The 15,795-nt window shown below is 55.4% G+C and carries 14 protein-coding genes; 1 reads left to right on the top strand and 13 read right to left on the bottom strand.

All coding sequences use genetic code 11. The features are described from left to right. Positions 1 to 25 precede the first annotated feature (25 nt). Positions 26 to 763: a LytR/AlgR family response regulator transcription factor gene (locus FHG12_RS02810; protein ID WP_139514175.1), complete on the top strand. Its 738-nt coding sequence runs from the start codon at positions 26 to 28 to the stop codon at positions 761 to 763. On the opposite strand, the gene FHG12_RS02815 is transcribed toward FHG12_RS02810, so the two are convergent. From FHG12_RS02815 to FHG12_RS02875, 13 genes are all read right to left on the bottom strand, one after another. Further along, positions 744 to 2,867, bottom strand: coding sequence for an ATP-binding protein (locus tag FHG12_RS02815; RefSeq protein ID WP_139514176.1), 2,124 nt, complete (start codon positions 2,865 to 2,867; stop codon positions 744 to 746). The genes FHG12_RS02810 and FHG12_RS02815 overlap by 20 nt on opposite strands. A 384-nt stretch (positions 2,868 to 3,251) precedes the next feature. Further along, entirely contained in the window at positions 3,252 to 3,995 is a 744-nt protein-coding gene (locus FHG12_RS02820; protein ID WP_230471265.1) for a fatty acid desaturase, read from the bottom strand. A 42-nt stretch (positions 3,996 to 4,037) separates the two neighbouring features. Next, entirely contained in the window at positions 4,038 to 4,886 is an 849-nt protein-coding gene (locus FHG12_RS02825) for a 4-hydroxy-3-methylbut-2-enyl diphosphate reductase (RefSeq protein WP_139514177.1), read from the bottom strand. Positions 4,887 to 5,158: 272 nt separating this feature from the next. After that, entirely contained in the window at positions 5,159 to 5,686 is a 528-nt protein-coding gene (locus FHG12_RS02830) for a hypothetical protein (RefSeq protein WP_139514178.1), read from the bottom strand. A gap of 18 nt (positions 5,687 to 5,704) precedes the next feature. Further along, on the bottom strand, positions 5,705 to 6,547 hold the full coding sequence (locus FHG12_RS02835; protein ID WP_139514179.1) for a phytoene/squalene synthase family protein: 843 nt from the start codon (positions 6,545 to 6,547) through the stop codon (positions 5,705 to 5,707). A gap of 37 nt (positions 6,548 to 6,584) precedes the next feature. Next, entirely contained in the window at positions 6,585 to 8,063 is a 1,479-nt protein-coding gene (locus FHG12_RS02840; RefSeq protein ID WP_230471266.1) for a phytoene desaturase family protein, read from the bottom strand. Positions 8,064 to 8,284: 221 nt separating this feature from the next. Continuing rightward, positions 8,285 to 8,800, bottom strand: a complete 516-nt coding sequence (locus tag FHG12_RS02845) for a sigma-70 family RNA polymerase sigma factor (protein ID WP_139514180.1) — start codon at positions 8,798 to 8,800, stop codon at positions 8,285 to 8,287. Positions 8,801 to 9,087: 287 nt separating this feature from the next. Continuing rightward, a complete protein-coding gene (locus FHG12_RS02850; RefSeq protein ID WP_165699285.1) occupies positions 9,088 to 9,990 on the bottom strand; it encodes a MerR family transcriptional regulator in 903 nt (300 codons plus the stop codon). A gap of 13 nt (positions 9,991 to 10,003) precedes the next feature. Beyond that, a complete protein-coding gene (locus FHG12_RS02855) occupies positions 10,004 to 10,504 on the bottom strand; it encodes a sterol desaturase family protein (protein ID WP_139514182.1) in 501 nt (166 codons plus the stop codon). Between the two features lie 118 nt (positions 10,505 to 10,622). Continuing rightward, complete coding sequence (locus FHG12_RS02860; RefSeq protein ID WP_230471267.1) at positions 10,623 to 11,441, bottom strand: enoyl-CoA hydratase/isomerase family protein; 819 nt, start codon at positions 11,439 to 11,441, stop codon at positions 10,623 to 10,625. 186 nt (positions 11,442 to 11,627) lie between these two features. After that, positions 11,628 to 13,853: a ComEC/Rec2 family competence protein gene (locus FHG12_RS02865; protein WP_139514183.1), complete on the bottom strand. Its 2,226-nt coding sequence runs from the start codon at positions 13,851 to 13,853 to the stop codon at positions 11,628 to 11,630. A gap of 95 nt (positions 13,854 to 13,948) precedes the next feature. Beyond that, entirely contained in the window at positions 13,949 to 14,395 is a 447-nt protein-coding gene (locus tag FHG12_RS02870; RefSeq protein WP_139514184.1) for a GNAT family N-acetyltransferase, read from the bottom strand. A gap of 196 nt (positions 14,396 to 14,591) precedes the next feature. Next, positions 14,592 to 15,683 (bottom strand): PhoH family protein, encoded by a 1,092-nt coding sequence (locus FHG12_RS02875; RefSeq protein ID WP_139514185.1) that lies wholly within the window; start codon positions 15,681 to 15,683, stop codon positions 14,592 to 14,594. Between the last annotated feature and the right edge of the window lie 112 nt (positions 15,684 to 15,795).

Below are 15,795 nucleotides of genomic sequence, written 5' to 3' on the forward strand. Positions count from 1 at the left end.
ACCTTCGCTCCCCACAAAACAGCTCATGAAGATTACCTGTCTGCTACTCGACGATGATCCGCTGGTGCTGGATTTGTTGCAGGCTTACGTGGCAATGACAGACGTTCTGGAAGTGAAAGCGGTCTTTTCCGATCCGCTGGAGGCGCACCGCTACCTACTCGACCACGAGGTCCAATTGTTGTTTTCGGATGTGACCATGCCTCACCTGAGCGGGCTGGACCTGGTGCGCTCGTTGCGCCAACCGCCGTTGGTCGTGCTCATGACCGCGCACCCGCAGTACGCCATGGAAGGCTTCAATCTGGATGTCATTGATTTTCTGCTTAAACCGATTTCGCTGGAGCGATTTCTGCGAGCCGTCAATAAGGTATCCAACATCCTACGCGCTACCCTGTCCAGCAGCGACGCCCAACAGGATATGCTTTCGGGCTGGGGCTCGTTTTTTATTCGCACCGATTCGCAGTTTGTGCGCCTGCATTACCGCGACGTGCTCTACATCGAGGCGCTGAAGGATTTCACCAAAATCAACACGGCGGATGGAAGGACGCACCTCACGCTGGTCAATCTGAAAAATCTGGAAGAGCAGTTGCCGCCCGGGCTTTTTGTGCGCACGCACCGCTCCTATCTTGTCAATTCGGCCCTGATCGAGTCGGTGAGCAATCTGGAGATCCGCGTTGGGGGCCACGTACTGCCCCTGGGCCAAACTTACCGCGAACGCGTAACAGAGCGGGTGGTCAATCGGAGCCTTATCCGGCGGCAGAATTAGCTTCGCTCTCCGTTTGCGCTTCCTGCTCAGTGGTTTGCAACGAATGCAGCGAAACCGAATCCTGAGCGGTGTGCAGCGTAAACCGGAACGTACTGCCCCACCCTACCCGGCTGCTAAACGTTAGCTCGCCGCCGTTGCGCTCCACAAAGTCTTTGCACAGCCGCAGGCCCAGACCGGTGCCCTTTTCCTTGTCGGTTCCGAGCGTGGAGTGCGGCTCGTCGGCCCCAAATATTTTTTCCTGGTCGGCGACCGGAATGCCTACGCCCGTATCCGTCACGGCGATTTCCCACATCGCGCTGCGCCGCACCGCCGATACCGTTACGGTGCCGCCTTCGGGCGTAAATTTGATGGCGTTGCTTAGCAGGTTACGTAGAATCAGGCGCGTCATGTTGAGGTCGGCGCGGACCACACTGGGTTCTCGTACCTCGTTGATTAACAATATGTTCTTGCGGTCAGCGTCACCCAGCAGAAAAGCCTGAGTTTCCTCGATGAGCGCATCCAGACGCAGCCGCTCACTGCGGGCTCCTTCGCCTTGCATCTGTGACGCCGACCAGTTGAGCAGGTTATCGAGCAGCCGCAACGTGCCGTCGAGCATGCGCGTCAGGCGGTCGGTGTGGGCTTGCATGCGCTCGGTAGGCACTGTGCCCATGTTGATCAGGGCCAGCAGCGAATATAAGGAGCTCAGGGGCGTACGCAAATCGTGCGAAATCACCGAAAAAAGCGTGTCTTTGGTTCGGTTGATGCGATCCAACTCCTCCTTTTGGCGTTGAATAGAGTCGTTTTTTCGCGCCAGCAAGCTGTTGATGCGCAGCTGCTGTTGCCGGTTACGGTACAGGGCCACTACCGCCGTCAGCAGGAGCACCGCAGCCGTAGCCAGCAGGTAGAGCAGTATTTTCTGGCGATACAGCGCCGCTTCCTGCAACTGCCGGTTTTTGGTTAAGAGTTGGATTTCGCGCTCTTTTTTCTCGGTTTCATACCGCAACTGCAATTCTGCGATCTGAGCCGAACGTTGCTCTGCGAACGTGCTGTCCTGCAGGTGGTTATACTGATTTAGCGCCTGCACTGACTTACGGTACTCGTGCGCGTGCTCGTACACAGCCGCCAGGTTTTGGTAAAGATTGCTAAGCAATACCTTCGAGCGGTCGAGGCGGGCCGCGGGAATAGCCTCCAACAGATAGTGGGCAGCCGAGGCTTGGTCGTGAAGCGAATCGTGGGCAGTAGCCAGTGCTTGCAAAGTCGTGGCGCGCAGACCGGGCGGAGTTGCTACGGGCATATTCTGAACGGCCTGCTTGTAGAAACCAGCCGCCAATTCGTAGCTACCCATTGCCTGATAAATGCTGCCCATGGTGCTGAACGTCCGTCCTGTGCGAGCGCTATCGTGGAGAGCCGAAGAGCCGTCTAAAGCCTGATGCAAGTAGTAAAGCGCCCGGCTGTAGTGGTGCTGTTGCGCCATCGCAAACCCAATGCGGTTGAGCGCTGTCACTTGCTCGGGGTCATCGCCCAATACCTTCCAAGTGGCAAAAGCACGCTCGTAGGCGGCCAGTGCCTTGGGCCACGCTTGCTGGCTGGCATACAACTCGCCCAGCAGGCCGAATACCCGTGCTTCGCCCGAAGAATTCCGTGATTTGGCAAAGGCCACCAAGGCTTTTTGGTACGTATCACGGGCTTGGCCAGTGTCGCCTTGCACAAACTGCGCGTGTCCGAGATAGCTAAGCGCCGTTGCAGCGCCTTGCGCATCGCCTAACTGCTGCTGCAACCGCAACGCGCGGCGGAAATGCAGCAAGGCCCGCCCATAATGGCGCAACGACAAATGGGCTGAGCCCACGGCGAGATACGCTTTGGCCATCTTTCGCGGATCGGAGCCGACCTGGGCGCGCTGCAGATTTCGTTTGGCTTGTTGCAGCGTGATGCTGGCTTCCGTGACGAGTGGCGCAGGCTGGGTTGAAGTCTGATAAGCTGTTTCCGGAGCTGGGGCCGCTATCAGGTTTTGCTCCTGCACATAGGAGAAAACAACCGTCAGGAAAGCCACCAGCAAGACCACAGTACCCCCCAGCAACAGCAGGCGGTAGTAGGATTTTGACAGCAAAAGGGACAACAACTTCATTATCTCAAATAGCTATGACAAGAGACTTAAGCCTGTCCGCACTCGATTAATTGGGCAGCGAATGATAAGGACAATTATCGGTATATCAACGCTTTAGAGTGGAATTGCTCGGTTTGCCCAGACGCTTATCAGAAGAATAAAATCCTTTCTAAAAATTATACTAGTGCGTCGCCTGCTACGGCAATATTTCTCCTTTTGATCTCTACATGAATTGTCAGGCAGCCGAGAGGGTGCACCATGTCTTTCGATATTGCGGCGGTAACACTACGGAGAACGGGCAATCTTTTTGTCTTGATAATTGCCCTGACACACAAAAGCCGCTTCAGCGCTGAGGCAGCTTTTGTGTGTCAGGGCAATTATTTGATTTTCAGTACTATATCATGCCTATCCTATTGCGTCTTTGGCGCGCCACAAGCGCCACCACGGCAAATAAGGCTGGTCGTGGTGCTCATAGTGATAGCCGAAGAAATAACAGCTCAGGAAGGCCCAGGCATGGTGCCGAAACTGACTGCGCGACTTATGCGGATTGTCGGTGGCGTGCTCACCCCGGTGCGGCAAGTAGGTGCCGAAAAAAAACAATTGCACAGTAGCCAGCACCGCTGGTATCATCCAGAAAGCGATGACGTTGGCCATCGGGAAGGCAAGCTTGAGCACGTTGTAGGTAAGGGCCATAAGCGCCACTTGCCACCACGTTACGTAGTTCCAGGCGAAGCGGGCCAGCCACGGCAGAAAACTGGCATGACGACCATCGTGGAAATCGGGGTCGTCTTCGGTGGCCACGTGGCGGTGGTGCTGGTGGTGCTTGGGCAGCATTCGCGGAAACCAGTTGAAGGCAAACAGTAAGGCCGTAACTGTCCCGATAAAATTGTTTAGCCGCTTGTGCGGGCTTACGACGCCGTGCATGGCGTCGTGGGCGGTGATGAACAAGCCCGTGTACAAATGCGTCTGGAGCAGCAGCAGCAGGTAAGGCCACGGCGTCAGCCAGTTGGGGCGGTAATAGGCCAGCAAATACGTCAGCAGGGCCGCCCAAGCCACCACAATTGCGCCCGCAATCAGCACGCCGGTATAGCCTACCGGCGTTGGCTTGAGGCGCACTAGTGCATTTGGCTCCGAAACTACCTGCATCATAGTTATTTTATACTTTTTTATAAGTTATTTATAATCAACAACTTACAAACTAAGCAGCGCATCGCGCACGTCTTCCATCAGCCACATGGGAGTACTGGTGGCCCCGCAGATGCCCACGGAGTCGCCGGGCTGGAACCACCCGGCCTGAATTTCCTCGACTTTAGAGATGAAATGCGTGCGCGGATTGGTGTCTTTGCACACTTGGTAGAGCACCTTTCCGTTGCTGCTTTTGGTGCCCGACACAAACACGATTTGGTCGTACTGCGCCGCAAACTTGCGCAAGTCTTTGTCGCGGTTGCTTACCTGCCTACAAATCGTGTCGTTGGCATTCACGGCGTAACCGCGCTGCTCCAGCTCGCCTTTGATGCGGTAAAAGCTATCGGTGCTCTTGGTGGTCTGGCTATACAGCGTGATGTTGGCCGGCAGCTCGTGGCGCAACAGCTCATCGATATTCTCAAACACGACGGCGTCACCGCTGGTCTGGCCGAGCAGGCCGCGCACCTCGGCGTGGCCGTGCTTGCCGTAGATAAAGATCTGCTCGCGCTTATCGTAGCTGGTTTTGATGCGGTTTTGCAGCTTCAACACCACTGGGCACGAGGCGTCGATCAGCGTTAGGTTGTTTTGAAGCGCCATCTGGTAGGTGCTTGGCGGCTCGCCGTGGGCCCGAATCAATACTTTTTCATTGCGAAGCTGCGCGAAGGTTTCGTAATCGATGATGCGCAGGCCACGCTTTTCCAGGCGCTCCACTTCTTCGTCGTTGTGCACGATGTCGCCAAGGCAATAGAGGTACGCTTCCTCCGCTAGGATGTCTTCAGCCATCTGGATGGCATAGATGACGCCGAAACAGAAGCCGGAATTGGGGTCGATACGGACGCTCAGATGGTGCGGCATAGCTCGGTAACCACGAAAGCAATCAGAAAGTTATAACTGAACCGGTGGCATTTGAAGATACGGAATCTCTCCCCCATACGGTTCAGCTATCTGAAACAGAATCAGGACCAAGATGCTGCGTATTTTTAGCCTTGAGCTTTCAGGCACTTTCTATGAACTCAGGCAGCGCTAAGAATTTAGTGCCGAAGCCGCTTCTACACAAACGCTTGATTATGAACTATATGCAAAAAGCCCCGCAGTGCGGGGCTTTTTGCATATAGTTCATACCTATTTTACTCCGTTATGCGCGCTAGTTGCTGCGCTTCGGCGCCGCTTACGTGGCTGCGCTCGATCAGGAAACCACGTACCGTGCGGAAGGCTTCCGCGTCCAGCCCCGATTTTGGGTGATTCAGCAACGCACTGAGCAGCACTTGTTTGTCTTCTTCTACGTGTTGGCTCAGGCCCAAAAAGCTCGGCAAGTTAGTCTCGACGCTAAAGCGCAGAAACCGCACTTCGGCATTGGTCGGGTTCAGCGCGACGGCTTGTTCAAACGTACGGCTGGCGTCCTGCACATACGTGAGCTTGTTGAACATAGAAGCATCGCGGGCCCGAATGGCTTCAGCCGCTCCTTTGTAAGCCAGCACCACGGCGTCGCGCTCGTTGTAGTCGGCCATGAGCTGATAAAACTTTTCGCCCGCCTTTTTGTCGGCAGCGGCTTGTTCATAATGACGACGCAGGTTGGGCAGGTGATAGGGCGAGCTAGCGGGCACGGCAGCGGGTAAGGTGAAAAGCAGCGAAAGAAAGATAACAAGCAGCTTCACGCGGCATAGAATTCGTGATCAGATGGCCCGCAGGCGAAAGCGAAAGTACGACCCCAGCAGCAATAACAGCTTGGTGTTGTCGGGAACGCGCACCCGGCCGCCCAAAATTCGTGCCGCAGGTAGCTGCCGGATCTTGTGGAAAAGCTTCAGATAATACACATAGGCCAAGTACACGCCCAGCTTCGCCGAGCGTGGCAGCTGCATAATGCCCACATACGCCGCATCAAAATCGGCCCGGATATCGGCCTCTATTTCACGCTTCACCTCGTCGTTGAAGGTTTCGTAGCAAACGCCCGGAAAATAGACGCGGCCCCGCTCTTCGTAGTCGGATCGGATGTCGCGCAGAAAATTCACCTTCTGAAAAGCGGCTCCCAAGCGGCAGGCGGGCTCCCGCAGCTGCTCAAACTGGGCTTGGTCGCCTTCGCAGAAGATGCGCAAACACATCAGGCCTACTACTTCCGCCGAGCCGTAGATGTATTCGTTGTACAACGACTGGTTGTAGCTCTGGTCTTCCAGATCCATTTCCATGCTCCGCAAAAAGGCGTCAATAAACTCTTTATCAATGCCGTAGCGGTGCACCATCAACTGGAAAGCGTGCAGCACCGGGCTCAAGCTAAAGCGCATATCGAGCGCTTCGTAAGTCTGGCGCTTGAAGTCGGCAAACAAGGCGGCTTTGTCGTGGTCGTGGAACGTATCCACGATTTCGTCGGCCCAGCGCACAAAGCCATATACGGCGTACACCGGCAGGTGAAAGCGCGCATCGAGTGTGCGAATACCCAGCGTAAACGACGTGCTGTAGCGCTTGGTAATCAGCTTACTACACGCCAAGCTGGTCTGATCGAAGAGGGCAACGTGGTCCAAAATCAGTTAGCAGTTAGCAATTCTTGTGAATCGTGTTTCATGAGTTCTCCTTCACAACTTCCTTGGCCACCACTTGCCCCGAAATAAGCGAAGGCGGCACTCCCGGCCCCGGCACCGTCAGCTGACCTGTGAAATACAAGTTACTGACCTTCTTGCTTTTAAGCGAGGGCTTCAGAATAGCCGTTTGCCGAAGCGTGTTGGCCAAACCGTAGGCATTGCCCTTAAAGCTATGGTAGTCGCTGACGAAATCGGCGTGGGCGTAGCTGCGCTTAAACACTACGGCGTCGCGGATACTTTGGCCCGTGAGACGCTCGAGACGGTCCATCATCAGATGGTAATAGCGTTCGCGCGTTTCTTCCGGATCGGCGAGGTCGGGGGCCACGGGCATGAGCAGAAACAGGTTTTCGCAGCCTTCGGGCGCTACCGACGCATCGGTTTTGCTCGGCACCGACGCGTAAAAAAGCGGCTTAGTAGGCCATTGCGGCTGCTCATAAATTTCTTGAGCGTGGCGGTTGAAGTCTTCGTCGAAAAACAGATTATGGTGCTGCAAACGCGCCAGTTTCTTGTTGACGCCCAAGTAAAAGAGCAGCGACGACGGCGCCATGGTGCGCGTATCCCAGTACTTCTGGTCGTAGTGGCGGTACTCAGGCGCGAGCAGGTGCTGCTCAGCATGATGGTAGTCGGCGCCGGCTACTATTACGTCGGCAGCCCGGAAGCCGCTGGCCGTGCGCACACCCGTAGCGCGGCCTTTTTCTACTACAATTTCCTGGACCTCTTGCGCACACTCAAGTACAACACCTTGCTCCTGAGCCACTTGCACCATGGCCTCCACAATCTTGTGCATGCCCCCCTGCGGATACCATGTGCCAAGGGCCAGATCGGCATAATTCATCAGCGAGTACAGGGCGGGCGTGTTCTGGGGCGTGGCGCCCAGAAACAGCACCGGAAACTCCATCAGCTTGAGCAGCTTCTCATTGTGAAAAAAGCGGCGCACGTGCTTGCTCATGCTTTGCAGCACGTCGAGGCGCACGGCATCTACGAGCAGGCGTGGGTCGGCAAACTCCATGAGCGACCGGCCGGGCATGTGCACAAATTTGTTGATGCCGACTTCGTACTTATAAGCGGCCTGCCGCAAAAACTCGTCGAGCTGCGCGGCGCTGCCCGGTTCCAGCTCCTCAAACATCTGGCGCAGGGCAGGCATTTGCGCCGGGATATTCAGGAAATCGTTTTCGCCAAAAATGACCGCATACGACGGATCGAGACGCACTAGCTCGTAGAAATCGGCGACTTTGTGCCCGAAACGGCCAAAGTACTGCTCGAACACATCCGGCATCCAATACCAGCTTGGGCCCATATCGAAGGTGAAGCCCTCAGCCCGAAACACGCGGGCCCGGCCGCCGGGGCCTTCGTTTTTTTCCAGCACCGTCACGCGATACCCTGCTTGGGCCAACGAAGTAGCCGCCGACAAACTGGCAAAGCCGGCCCCAATAACAATCGCTGATTTTGCTGCTTGCACTGATTACGCTGATTTGGTCGTCCCGATATGGCGGGCAAAGAAAGGAGGAAAAAGCCTTCCAATCGGCTTCGTATATAACTGTCTAATTATCAAATACTTGTAATCTACCCCAAATCAGCTGCAAGGGCTAGGAACAAGTCGGGCCGCGAGCGACTCAGCCAGTAGCTGATTCACCCGCGGCCCGCGATACGCCCGGGGCGGTTGTACTCTCTCCCTATTCCCTACACGCCGGGGGCGTATACCTTCAGAGCGTCTTTAAGCTCTTTACGGGCAATGTGAATACGGTTTTTGACCGTACCAATCGGAATCTGCAACTTCTCGGCAATCTCCAGATACTTGTAGCCGATGTAGTACATCATAAAGGGCGTACGGTAGTCGGCGCTGAGGCTGGAAATGGCTTCGTTGATGTCGGTGACCACAAAGTCGCTGGTGGCGCCGTTGTGGGTAATGTAGTTCTCGTCGGTGTTGAAGTACTGGAAATACTCCGTGCTGTCAATATTGCTATTGCGCTTGGTGATCTTGTTGTAGTTGTTGATGAAGGTGTTGCGCATGATGGTGTACAACCACGCCTTCAAATTGGTACCCGCTTTAAACTTGTCCTTGTTAAGCAACGCCTTGAGCAGAGTTTCTTGTACAAGATCCTTGGCATCGTCGGCATCACGGGTCAGGTTCATGGCCACGGGCTTTAGAGAGTAAGAAATCTTTTGTACTTGATCGGTAAATTCTAAAGAGGTCATACTGTTTAGCTTTTCGTGGCAAAAAGTTAAACAAATATACGAGAAGATTTAAAAGGTGGGCATAGCTGCCAAAAAATTCTTACCCCCTCCCGCCATTCGTTCGCCTTCCGGGCAAGGTACGTACCACTGCTGTGCTGCGCCGACTTCTGGAGGAGTATTCGCCAAGCACAGAAATTTGGTCTGTGAAACACAGATTTCGCACGATAAAAATCCAACTAAAAAAGCCGTCAGTACCACCAATTGGCGCACCGACGGCCCTACAAAAAAGTAAAAAAGACAAAAAAATATTACTGCGCTACCGTAGTAGGGCGCAACTGATCAGCTACGGCCAAGAAATCGGTCATCAAACGCAGCCGCACCATGCTGCTCGTGAGCACTAGGTTTTCTTGGTGAGCCAACGGGCCGTAGAGGTACAGCACCGTGTCGGGGCACAGACGGGCCACTCGGTCGATGTACGCTTGCACTTGGTCGCGCTCAGGCACGGCCGTCATAACGGTGCAGAGAGCGTAGGGCTTGTAGGTTTCGCACACGGCTTCCAGCTCCGCTGACGGAAGATTTTGCCCCAGGTAGAGCACGTGGTGGCCGCGGGCTCGCAAGGTGTAGTTCATGAAAAGCAACGCCAGTTCGTGCATCTCTCCTTCGGGCAAAAACAGCACCCACCGCAGCGACTCGGCCGGCTGCACCGGTACCAAAGCATCGGTAGCGGCCATCAGCTTCTGCCGTAAGATATTGGTTACCAAGTGCTCATGCGCCGGATTGACGGTGCCCGCTTGCCACATAATGCCAATGCGTGCCAGAAACGGATAGGCCACGTGCATAAAAGCCTTCTCAAAGCCCAGCTGCTGAATGGTCCAGACGAGTTGCTTGCACAGATGTAGCTCGTTCATTTCCAGCATCGAAGCCAGCATCGCATTGACCTGCTGCACATGGTCGTGGGCATCGTCGCAGCACGACATAACGGCCTGTGAAAGCTCTTGCTCGCTGAGTTGGGCCACGCGCGAAATGCGGTAGCCGCGGCCGCACAGCGTCGCCACGTTCAGCAAGCGGCGCAGGTCTTCGTCGCAATACGTGCGGATGTTGGTAGAGGTACGCACCGGCCGCAGGATGCCATAGCGCTGCTCCCACATTCGGATGGTGTGGGCCTTGATGCCGGAAAGGTTTTCTAAATCGCTGATCGAAAAGTGTCCCACAAGTTCTGTCCTGCTACGAATTCAGCGATGAAGCGCGCCGCATTTTGTTGGTTGGAGCTGGCTTACGCGCAGCCAGTGAAAAGTATCTTTTTGATACCCAGAGCATTCCAAATTCCTCTGAGCCATCGCGGCCGGTGGTTTTATGGTGCATTTTGTGGGCCATGTTCAGCGCCCGCAAATACGTATTGCGCGACTTGCGCCAAAACCGAAGTCGGCCGTGAATCAGCACGTCGTGCACGAAAAAATACACCGTGCCGTAGGCCGCGATACCAACGCCCACCCAAAACCGCCAGTCTTTCGCATCCGACCCGTAAATGATAAACAGCATCGACAGCGAGCCATAAAACAGGAAAAAGAAATCGTTGCGCTCGAACCGGTGTGGGTGCCGCACGTGGTGCGAGCGGTGCAAAAACCACAGGGCTCCGTGCAGCACGTATTTGTGCATGAACCAAGCCACGAATTCCATTCCCAAGAAAGTAGCCGTTGTAACGGCCGCGGCTGCCAGCGTTGTCATGCGTTGCTAACCAAGGCCATAGGCCAGATGTTTTTGATTGGAAGGCGAAAAAGAAAGTGAGCACAAACGCTTGACGAAGCGCTCGCACTCACCTATTAGGCACTGAAAAGACGCCGGATTAATTTTCCCAGGTAATTTTTTCCTTGTTGAGGAAGGCCGCAATACCCCGACGGCAGTCAAGGGAGCCGCGGGCTTCGGCGTTCATGTGAGCGGCATAGCGCAGGCTGTCCTCCAAAGGCATTTCGGGGATGCGGGCCAGCATTTCCTTGGTGATTTCCATGCTCTGAGCCGAGTTCTCGACGCACAATCGGCGCGCAAACTGGTACACTTGGTCGGCCAGCTCTTCCTGCGGCACCAAGAAATTGACCAAGCCAAAATCGGCGGCCTGCTGCGCGTTGATGATGTCGCCGGTGAGCAGCAACTGCTTGGTGCGGGCCTCCCCTATTTTGCGCAGTAAAAACACGCTCACAATGGCCGGCAAAAAGCCGATTTTTACCTCCGTATAGCCAAATTTGGCTTCCGGGACGGCAAATGCAAAGTCGCAGATGGTGGCCAGGCCGCAGCCGCCCGCCAACGCATGGCCCTGCACCTGCCCGATCACCACTTTGTTCAGCGTATAGATTTGGTGAAAAAGCTGCATCAGGTGCGTCGAGTCGGCTAGGTTATCGGTGTAGCCAAACCCTTGCAGCTCCTGAATGTAGGCCAAATCGGCACCGGCGCAGAAGACCTTGCCCTCGGCGCGCAGCACAATGACTTTGCACAGGTCATCTTCTTCGGCAAACGCAAACGCCTGTTTCAGTTCCGATACCATATCGGAACTCAACGCATTGCGCTTGTCGGGGCGGTTGAGCGTAACGTAGCCAATCGCGTCGCGGCATTCGTAGCGAATGTAGCGCAGCGCTTCCAGCTCCTCAGTAGGCATGTTGATGTTGTCCATGGTCGTCGTGGCTAAGCGATGCTGAAAGAATCGAGCGGTGCAGCAGATTCCGTTATCTACCTCACACTCAACGCCCTTTCAGCAGATCGGTAAATTCAAACGTAACAAAAATGGTGCTACGAAGAAACTATATAGCGCAACAGCTGAGTTGGACGTTGCGGCTACATCAAGATATACGTAAAATCTCTAGTCACGGACCTTTCTTGTGAAAGCGCCGCTTTTTGCTACGTCATATACCTGTAAACCAGCTTCTTGCAAAGCAACAGTTTGTTTTGCTGCATACCAGAACTTGCAGGAGGAGTCCAGCACCACCGTGGCCGTATGCCCAAACAGCACGGCGAGTTCTTCGGGGCGCACGCGGGCGTTGCGCCGAAGCACCACCACATCTACCGGGTACGGCTGCCGGGCCCCCTCCACTCTTCCCGAAACGAACGCCACGCGCAGCCCGTGCCAGACGGTCAGCACCAGCCCGTCGGTAGCGCATGTGGCAGGCACGGCCGTATCATGCCAACCCGCTTGATAGGCAACCTGTTGCATCTGGTGCTCCACCAGCCCCGGCTCAATATGATACGCACGTCCGGCTCCCGAGAGCGGCAAGGAGTCTGGAGTAACTATTTGTGAGACAGACCCTTGCCAAAATCCACATACCGACCGATGTGGCACATTGTACACAATAAACTGCGCTTCCTTGCCCAACTGACGCTCGGCCCACACCCGACTTCCGGTAAACATCGCGAGCAGAGCACACGCCACACCCAGCCACGGCAACCGGTGCAAGGCCAGAAAAGCGAGTAAAGCCAGAATCACGGCAAACAGCAGCCCCGTTTGCGCCGGGGTAAGGTGAATTCCGGTTATGAGAGCATTGGGCAATTGGCGGCCAATCCAGAAAATATATTCGTTGAACAGCCAAATGGTGCGCTCAAACAGCCACGCCACCGTCCGGGGCAGCCAATCGAGAAAAGCGGCAGCGGGCATTACAAGCTGAATAGCCGCCACAAGCCCTTTGATCGCCAGCAACCCAACGCCCACCACCACGGCCAACGACGAAATGGGCACCGCCACCAGATTAGACAGCAAAAAGCTGAGCGGAAACTGGTGAAAATAATACAGGCCTAACGGGAACGTAGCCACCTGCGCTGCCAGCGACAACGCCACAGCCTGCCACACCCAATCGGCTACCCAACCGGCCCATTTCCAACTTCGTTGCACCGCCTGCGATTGCCAGCTGCGCAGCCGACTAGCCGCTAAATCTTTGAAATCAACCCATTTGGCAATACGAGGCTGCAAATACACGATGCTTAGCACAGCTAGAAATGACAGCTGAAAACCTACATCGGCCAGCAGGTACGGGTTGTAGCAGAGCAGCACGAAAGCCGCCACGGCCAGCGTGTTGTACATGTTACTCTGCCGGTTGAAGGCACGCCCCATGATCACGAAGGTGAACATCGTGGCCGCGCGCAGCACCGACGCCGACGCACCCGTCACGAAGGCGTAGCCCCAAATTACCACCAACCCCACGGCCGCCGACCAATACCGAAAACCGCGTGTAGCCCCGAAAAACCGCGTCAACACCCACATGAACACCGTAAGCAGCAAGCCCACCTGCAACCCCGACACGGCCATGATGTGGGTGGTACCGGTGTTGGCATACGCCTGTTTGGTTTCCTGATCGACGTCGTCTTTGAGGCCCAATACCAAGGCCGAAGCCAACGCGTATTCGCGCGGGCTCTTGACGTAATGCCGAAATACGCCGTCCAGCGTGCGAGCCGTGCGCAGGCTAAGCGCTTTTACGTAGCTCGGCGGCTGAAAACCGAGGAGTCGGTATTGATCGGCACCAATAAACTGCTGATGAAAAATCTGGTGGTAGCCGAGGTAGCGCCGGTAGTCGAACTCGCCCGGATTGAGCGGCGACCTGGCCGGCTGTGGCGCGCCGCGCACCAGCCACACGTCACCGTAGCGGGGTGCTGCTCCAGCAGACCGGCGCATCACCGTAACCCGAACGCTGCCTTCCGCAGCGTGCCAACGGCCTCCTATTCGCACCGCCGAAATTCGTAACGTGGTGGCGTAAGTTGTCGGGCGCGGCGCCACATAATCGTCTACCACGGCGCTGTAAAATTCCACCGTGCCCGGCAAGCGGCCAAAATGCGTCGCCGCCCGCGATTCAGTTGCGTACTGCGTCAGGGCAAGACCGGCAGTGTACACGCAAAGCACGGCCAGCAAACCCGCTGCGTCCGTAAATACGGGCGCCAGTTGGCGGTTCGCCCACGTTTGCAACGCCATGAAAATCAACACCAAGCCGACCAGCGGCCACAGCATCGGCGGCAGCGCCTCTCCAACGTACAGATAGGTAAGAATGCCCGCCGCCAGCGCAAGCGTGAGGCGAACAAAGGCGTAGGGCGCCCAGCGAATCATGAGGTAGAAATAAAAAATAAAAGCACGCTGATAAGGAAATCTACTTGGAGGTGGCAGCTTCGCGCAGCCAATACATTATTACAAATATTTGACTATCAATTGTTTATAAGTTTATCGCGCCATTCCATTTGAAAATGTTCAATGTCGCATTCCGTAAACTGCTCGCCTACTTTCTCGAAGCCGTGGCGCTCGTAAAACGGGATGGCCCGAAGCTGAGCATTCAAATACACAGTAGCCTCAGGGTGAGCAACTTGCACGTCGCGCAGCACAGCGTTCAGCAGCGCGGCACCTGCCTGCTGGCTGCGATACTTGTCCAGCACCGCAAAGCGCTCTAGTTTCACGCCGTTGGCAGTGCGGCGCCAGCGCGCCGCGCCAACGGGGGTACCATCATCCGTCCGTACCAAGTAATGGTGCGCATCGGTGCGGTCGTGCTCGTCATTTTCGGCTTCGACTGGCACGCCTTGTTCCTCCACAAATACGGTGCGGCGAATGGTTAGCGCGGCTTCCAGATCTTCGGGCGCGGTGACGGACTGTGCATTCATAAACAACTGATTATAAACATTATACTGCGGATTGTGCTGCTCGTTTTAGTGTTCAGCTTCTTCCAGACGTACGACGCTACGAAAGTAATACCGTAGGAAAGACAAAAGAAAAGCCGCTTTGTGGAAAGCGGCTTTTCTTTTGTCTTAAGCTGAGTCGAACTCAGCCCTTAATCACAAAGGCTTGACAACCAAGATTTTACATCTGTTGCTCATGATTAACGGGCAGCTCTTGCATGCCGTCGTCTTCGCGGCGCACATCAGGGTGCTGGTCCGGACGGTCGTTGCGGGGGCGGTACTCGCGAATGGGCCGTTGGGCCTGATCGCGTTGCTGTTGCACGTCGAAACGGTCGTAGGCCTGCACAATCTCTTTCACCAAGCGGTGACGCACCACGTCGTCGGCAGTCATCTCGACAAATCCGATGCCGCGCACATCCTTCAGAATATCAAGGGCTTGGATCAAGCCTGATTTCTGCTTGGTGGGCAAGTCAATCTGCGAGCGGTCGCCGTTGACCATTACTTTCGCTGAAGGGCCCATGCGCGTCAGGAACATTTTGAGCTGCGAGGGCGTGGTATTCTGGGCCTCGTCGAGCAGAACGAACGCGTTGTTCAGCGTGCGGCCGCGCATGTAGGCCAGCGGGGCGATTTCGATGATCTTGTTTTCCTGGTAGAATTTCAGCTTTTCAGCCGGAATCATGTCTTCCAAGGCATCGTAAATCGGGCGCAGGTATGGATCGACCTTTTCCTTCATGTCGCCGGGCAAAAAGCCTAGGTTCTCCCCGGCTTCGACCACGGGGCGCGAAATGATGATCTTCTTGACCTCCTTATTCTTAAGTGCCCGCACGGCCAACGCCACCGACACGTAGGTTTTGCCCGTACCGGCCGGCCCAAGCGCAAAGGTCAGGTCGTTTTTCATGACGGCATCGACGAGGCGCTGCTGATTGGGCGTTTTGGCTTTGATAACGCCGCCTTTGGCCCCGAACACGATCACGTCGGCAATGGGCGCCGTGGCCATGATGCGCTCCTGCTGCTCGTCGTCGGCGGCGCCTATGTATTCGCTTATCGTGCGATCCGTGATTTGTCCGTACTGATGATAATGCTCGATGAGCGATGATAAAATCTCGTTGATTCGGGTAATAACGTGGGTTTGCCCCTGAATCTTGATCTCGTTGCCGCGCGAAATTATCTTGCTACCCGGAAAAGCGGCCGCAAGCTGGCGGATGTTCTGGTTATCAGGTCCCAGGAAATCGACGAGGGATACGTTTTCAAGCGTGATGACTTTCTCGACCAAACTGAGGTGTTTTTAACTAGGTGGAAATAAGGTAGAACCAGAAAGGGGGCCGTTAGTTCAAGGGATTTCGTCTACTTTTGCCGCCCTTACACAGGGTAAACAATAGTACGAA

The organism is Hymenobacter jejuensis, from assembly GCF_006337165.1.
Lineage (GTDB): Bacteria > Bacteroidota > Bacteroidia > Cytophagales > Hymenobacteraceae > Hymenobacter > Hymenobacter jejuensis.

What these genes read in the sequence shown, in the direction of transcription:
- FHG12_RS02810 (WP_139514175.1), top strand. Translation starts at nt 26, where the DNA reads ATGAAGATTACCTGTCTGCTACTCGACGATGATCCGCTGGTGCTGGAT.
- FHG12_RS02855 (WP_139514182.1), bottom strand. Translation starts at nt 10,504, where the DNA reads ATGACAACGCTGGCAGCCGCGGCCGTTACAACGGCTACTTTCTTGGGA.
- FHG12_RS02870 (WP_139514184.1), bottom strand. Translation starts at nt 14,395, where the DNA reads ATGAATGCACAGTCCGTCACCGCGCCCGAAGATCTGGAAGCCGCGCTA.
- FHG12_RS02860 (WP_230471267.1), bottom strand. Translation starts at nt 11,441, where the DNA reads ATGGACAACATCAACATGCCTACTGAGGAGCTGGAAGCGCTGCGCTAC.
- FHG12_RS02815 (WP_139514176.1), bottom strand. Translation starts at nt 2,867, where the DNA reads ATGAAGTTGTTGTCCCTTTTGCTGTCAAAATCCTACTACCGCCTGCTG.
- FHG12_RS02845 (WP_139514180.1), bottom strand. Translation starts at nt 8,800, where the DNA reads ATGACCTCTTTAGAATTTACCGATCAAGTACAAAAGATTTCTTACTCT.
- FHG12_RS02825 (WP_139514177.1), bottom strand. Translation starts at nt 4,886, where the DNA reads ATGCCGCACCATCTGAGCGTCCGTATCGACCCCAATTCCGGCTTCTGT.
- FHG12_RS02820 (WP_230471265.1), bottom strand. Translation starts at nt 3,995, where the DNA reads ATGATGCAGGTAGTTTCGGAGCCAAATGCACTAGTGCGCCTCAAGCCA.
- FHG12_RS02865 (WP_139514183.1), bottom strand. Translation starts at nt 13,853, where the DNA reads ATGATTCGCTGGGCGCCCTACGCCTTTGTTCGCCTCACGCTTGCGCTG.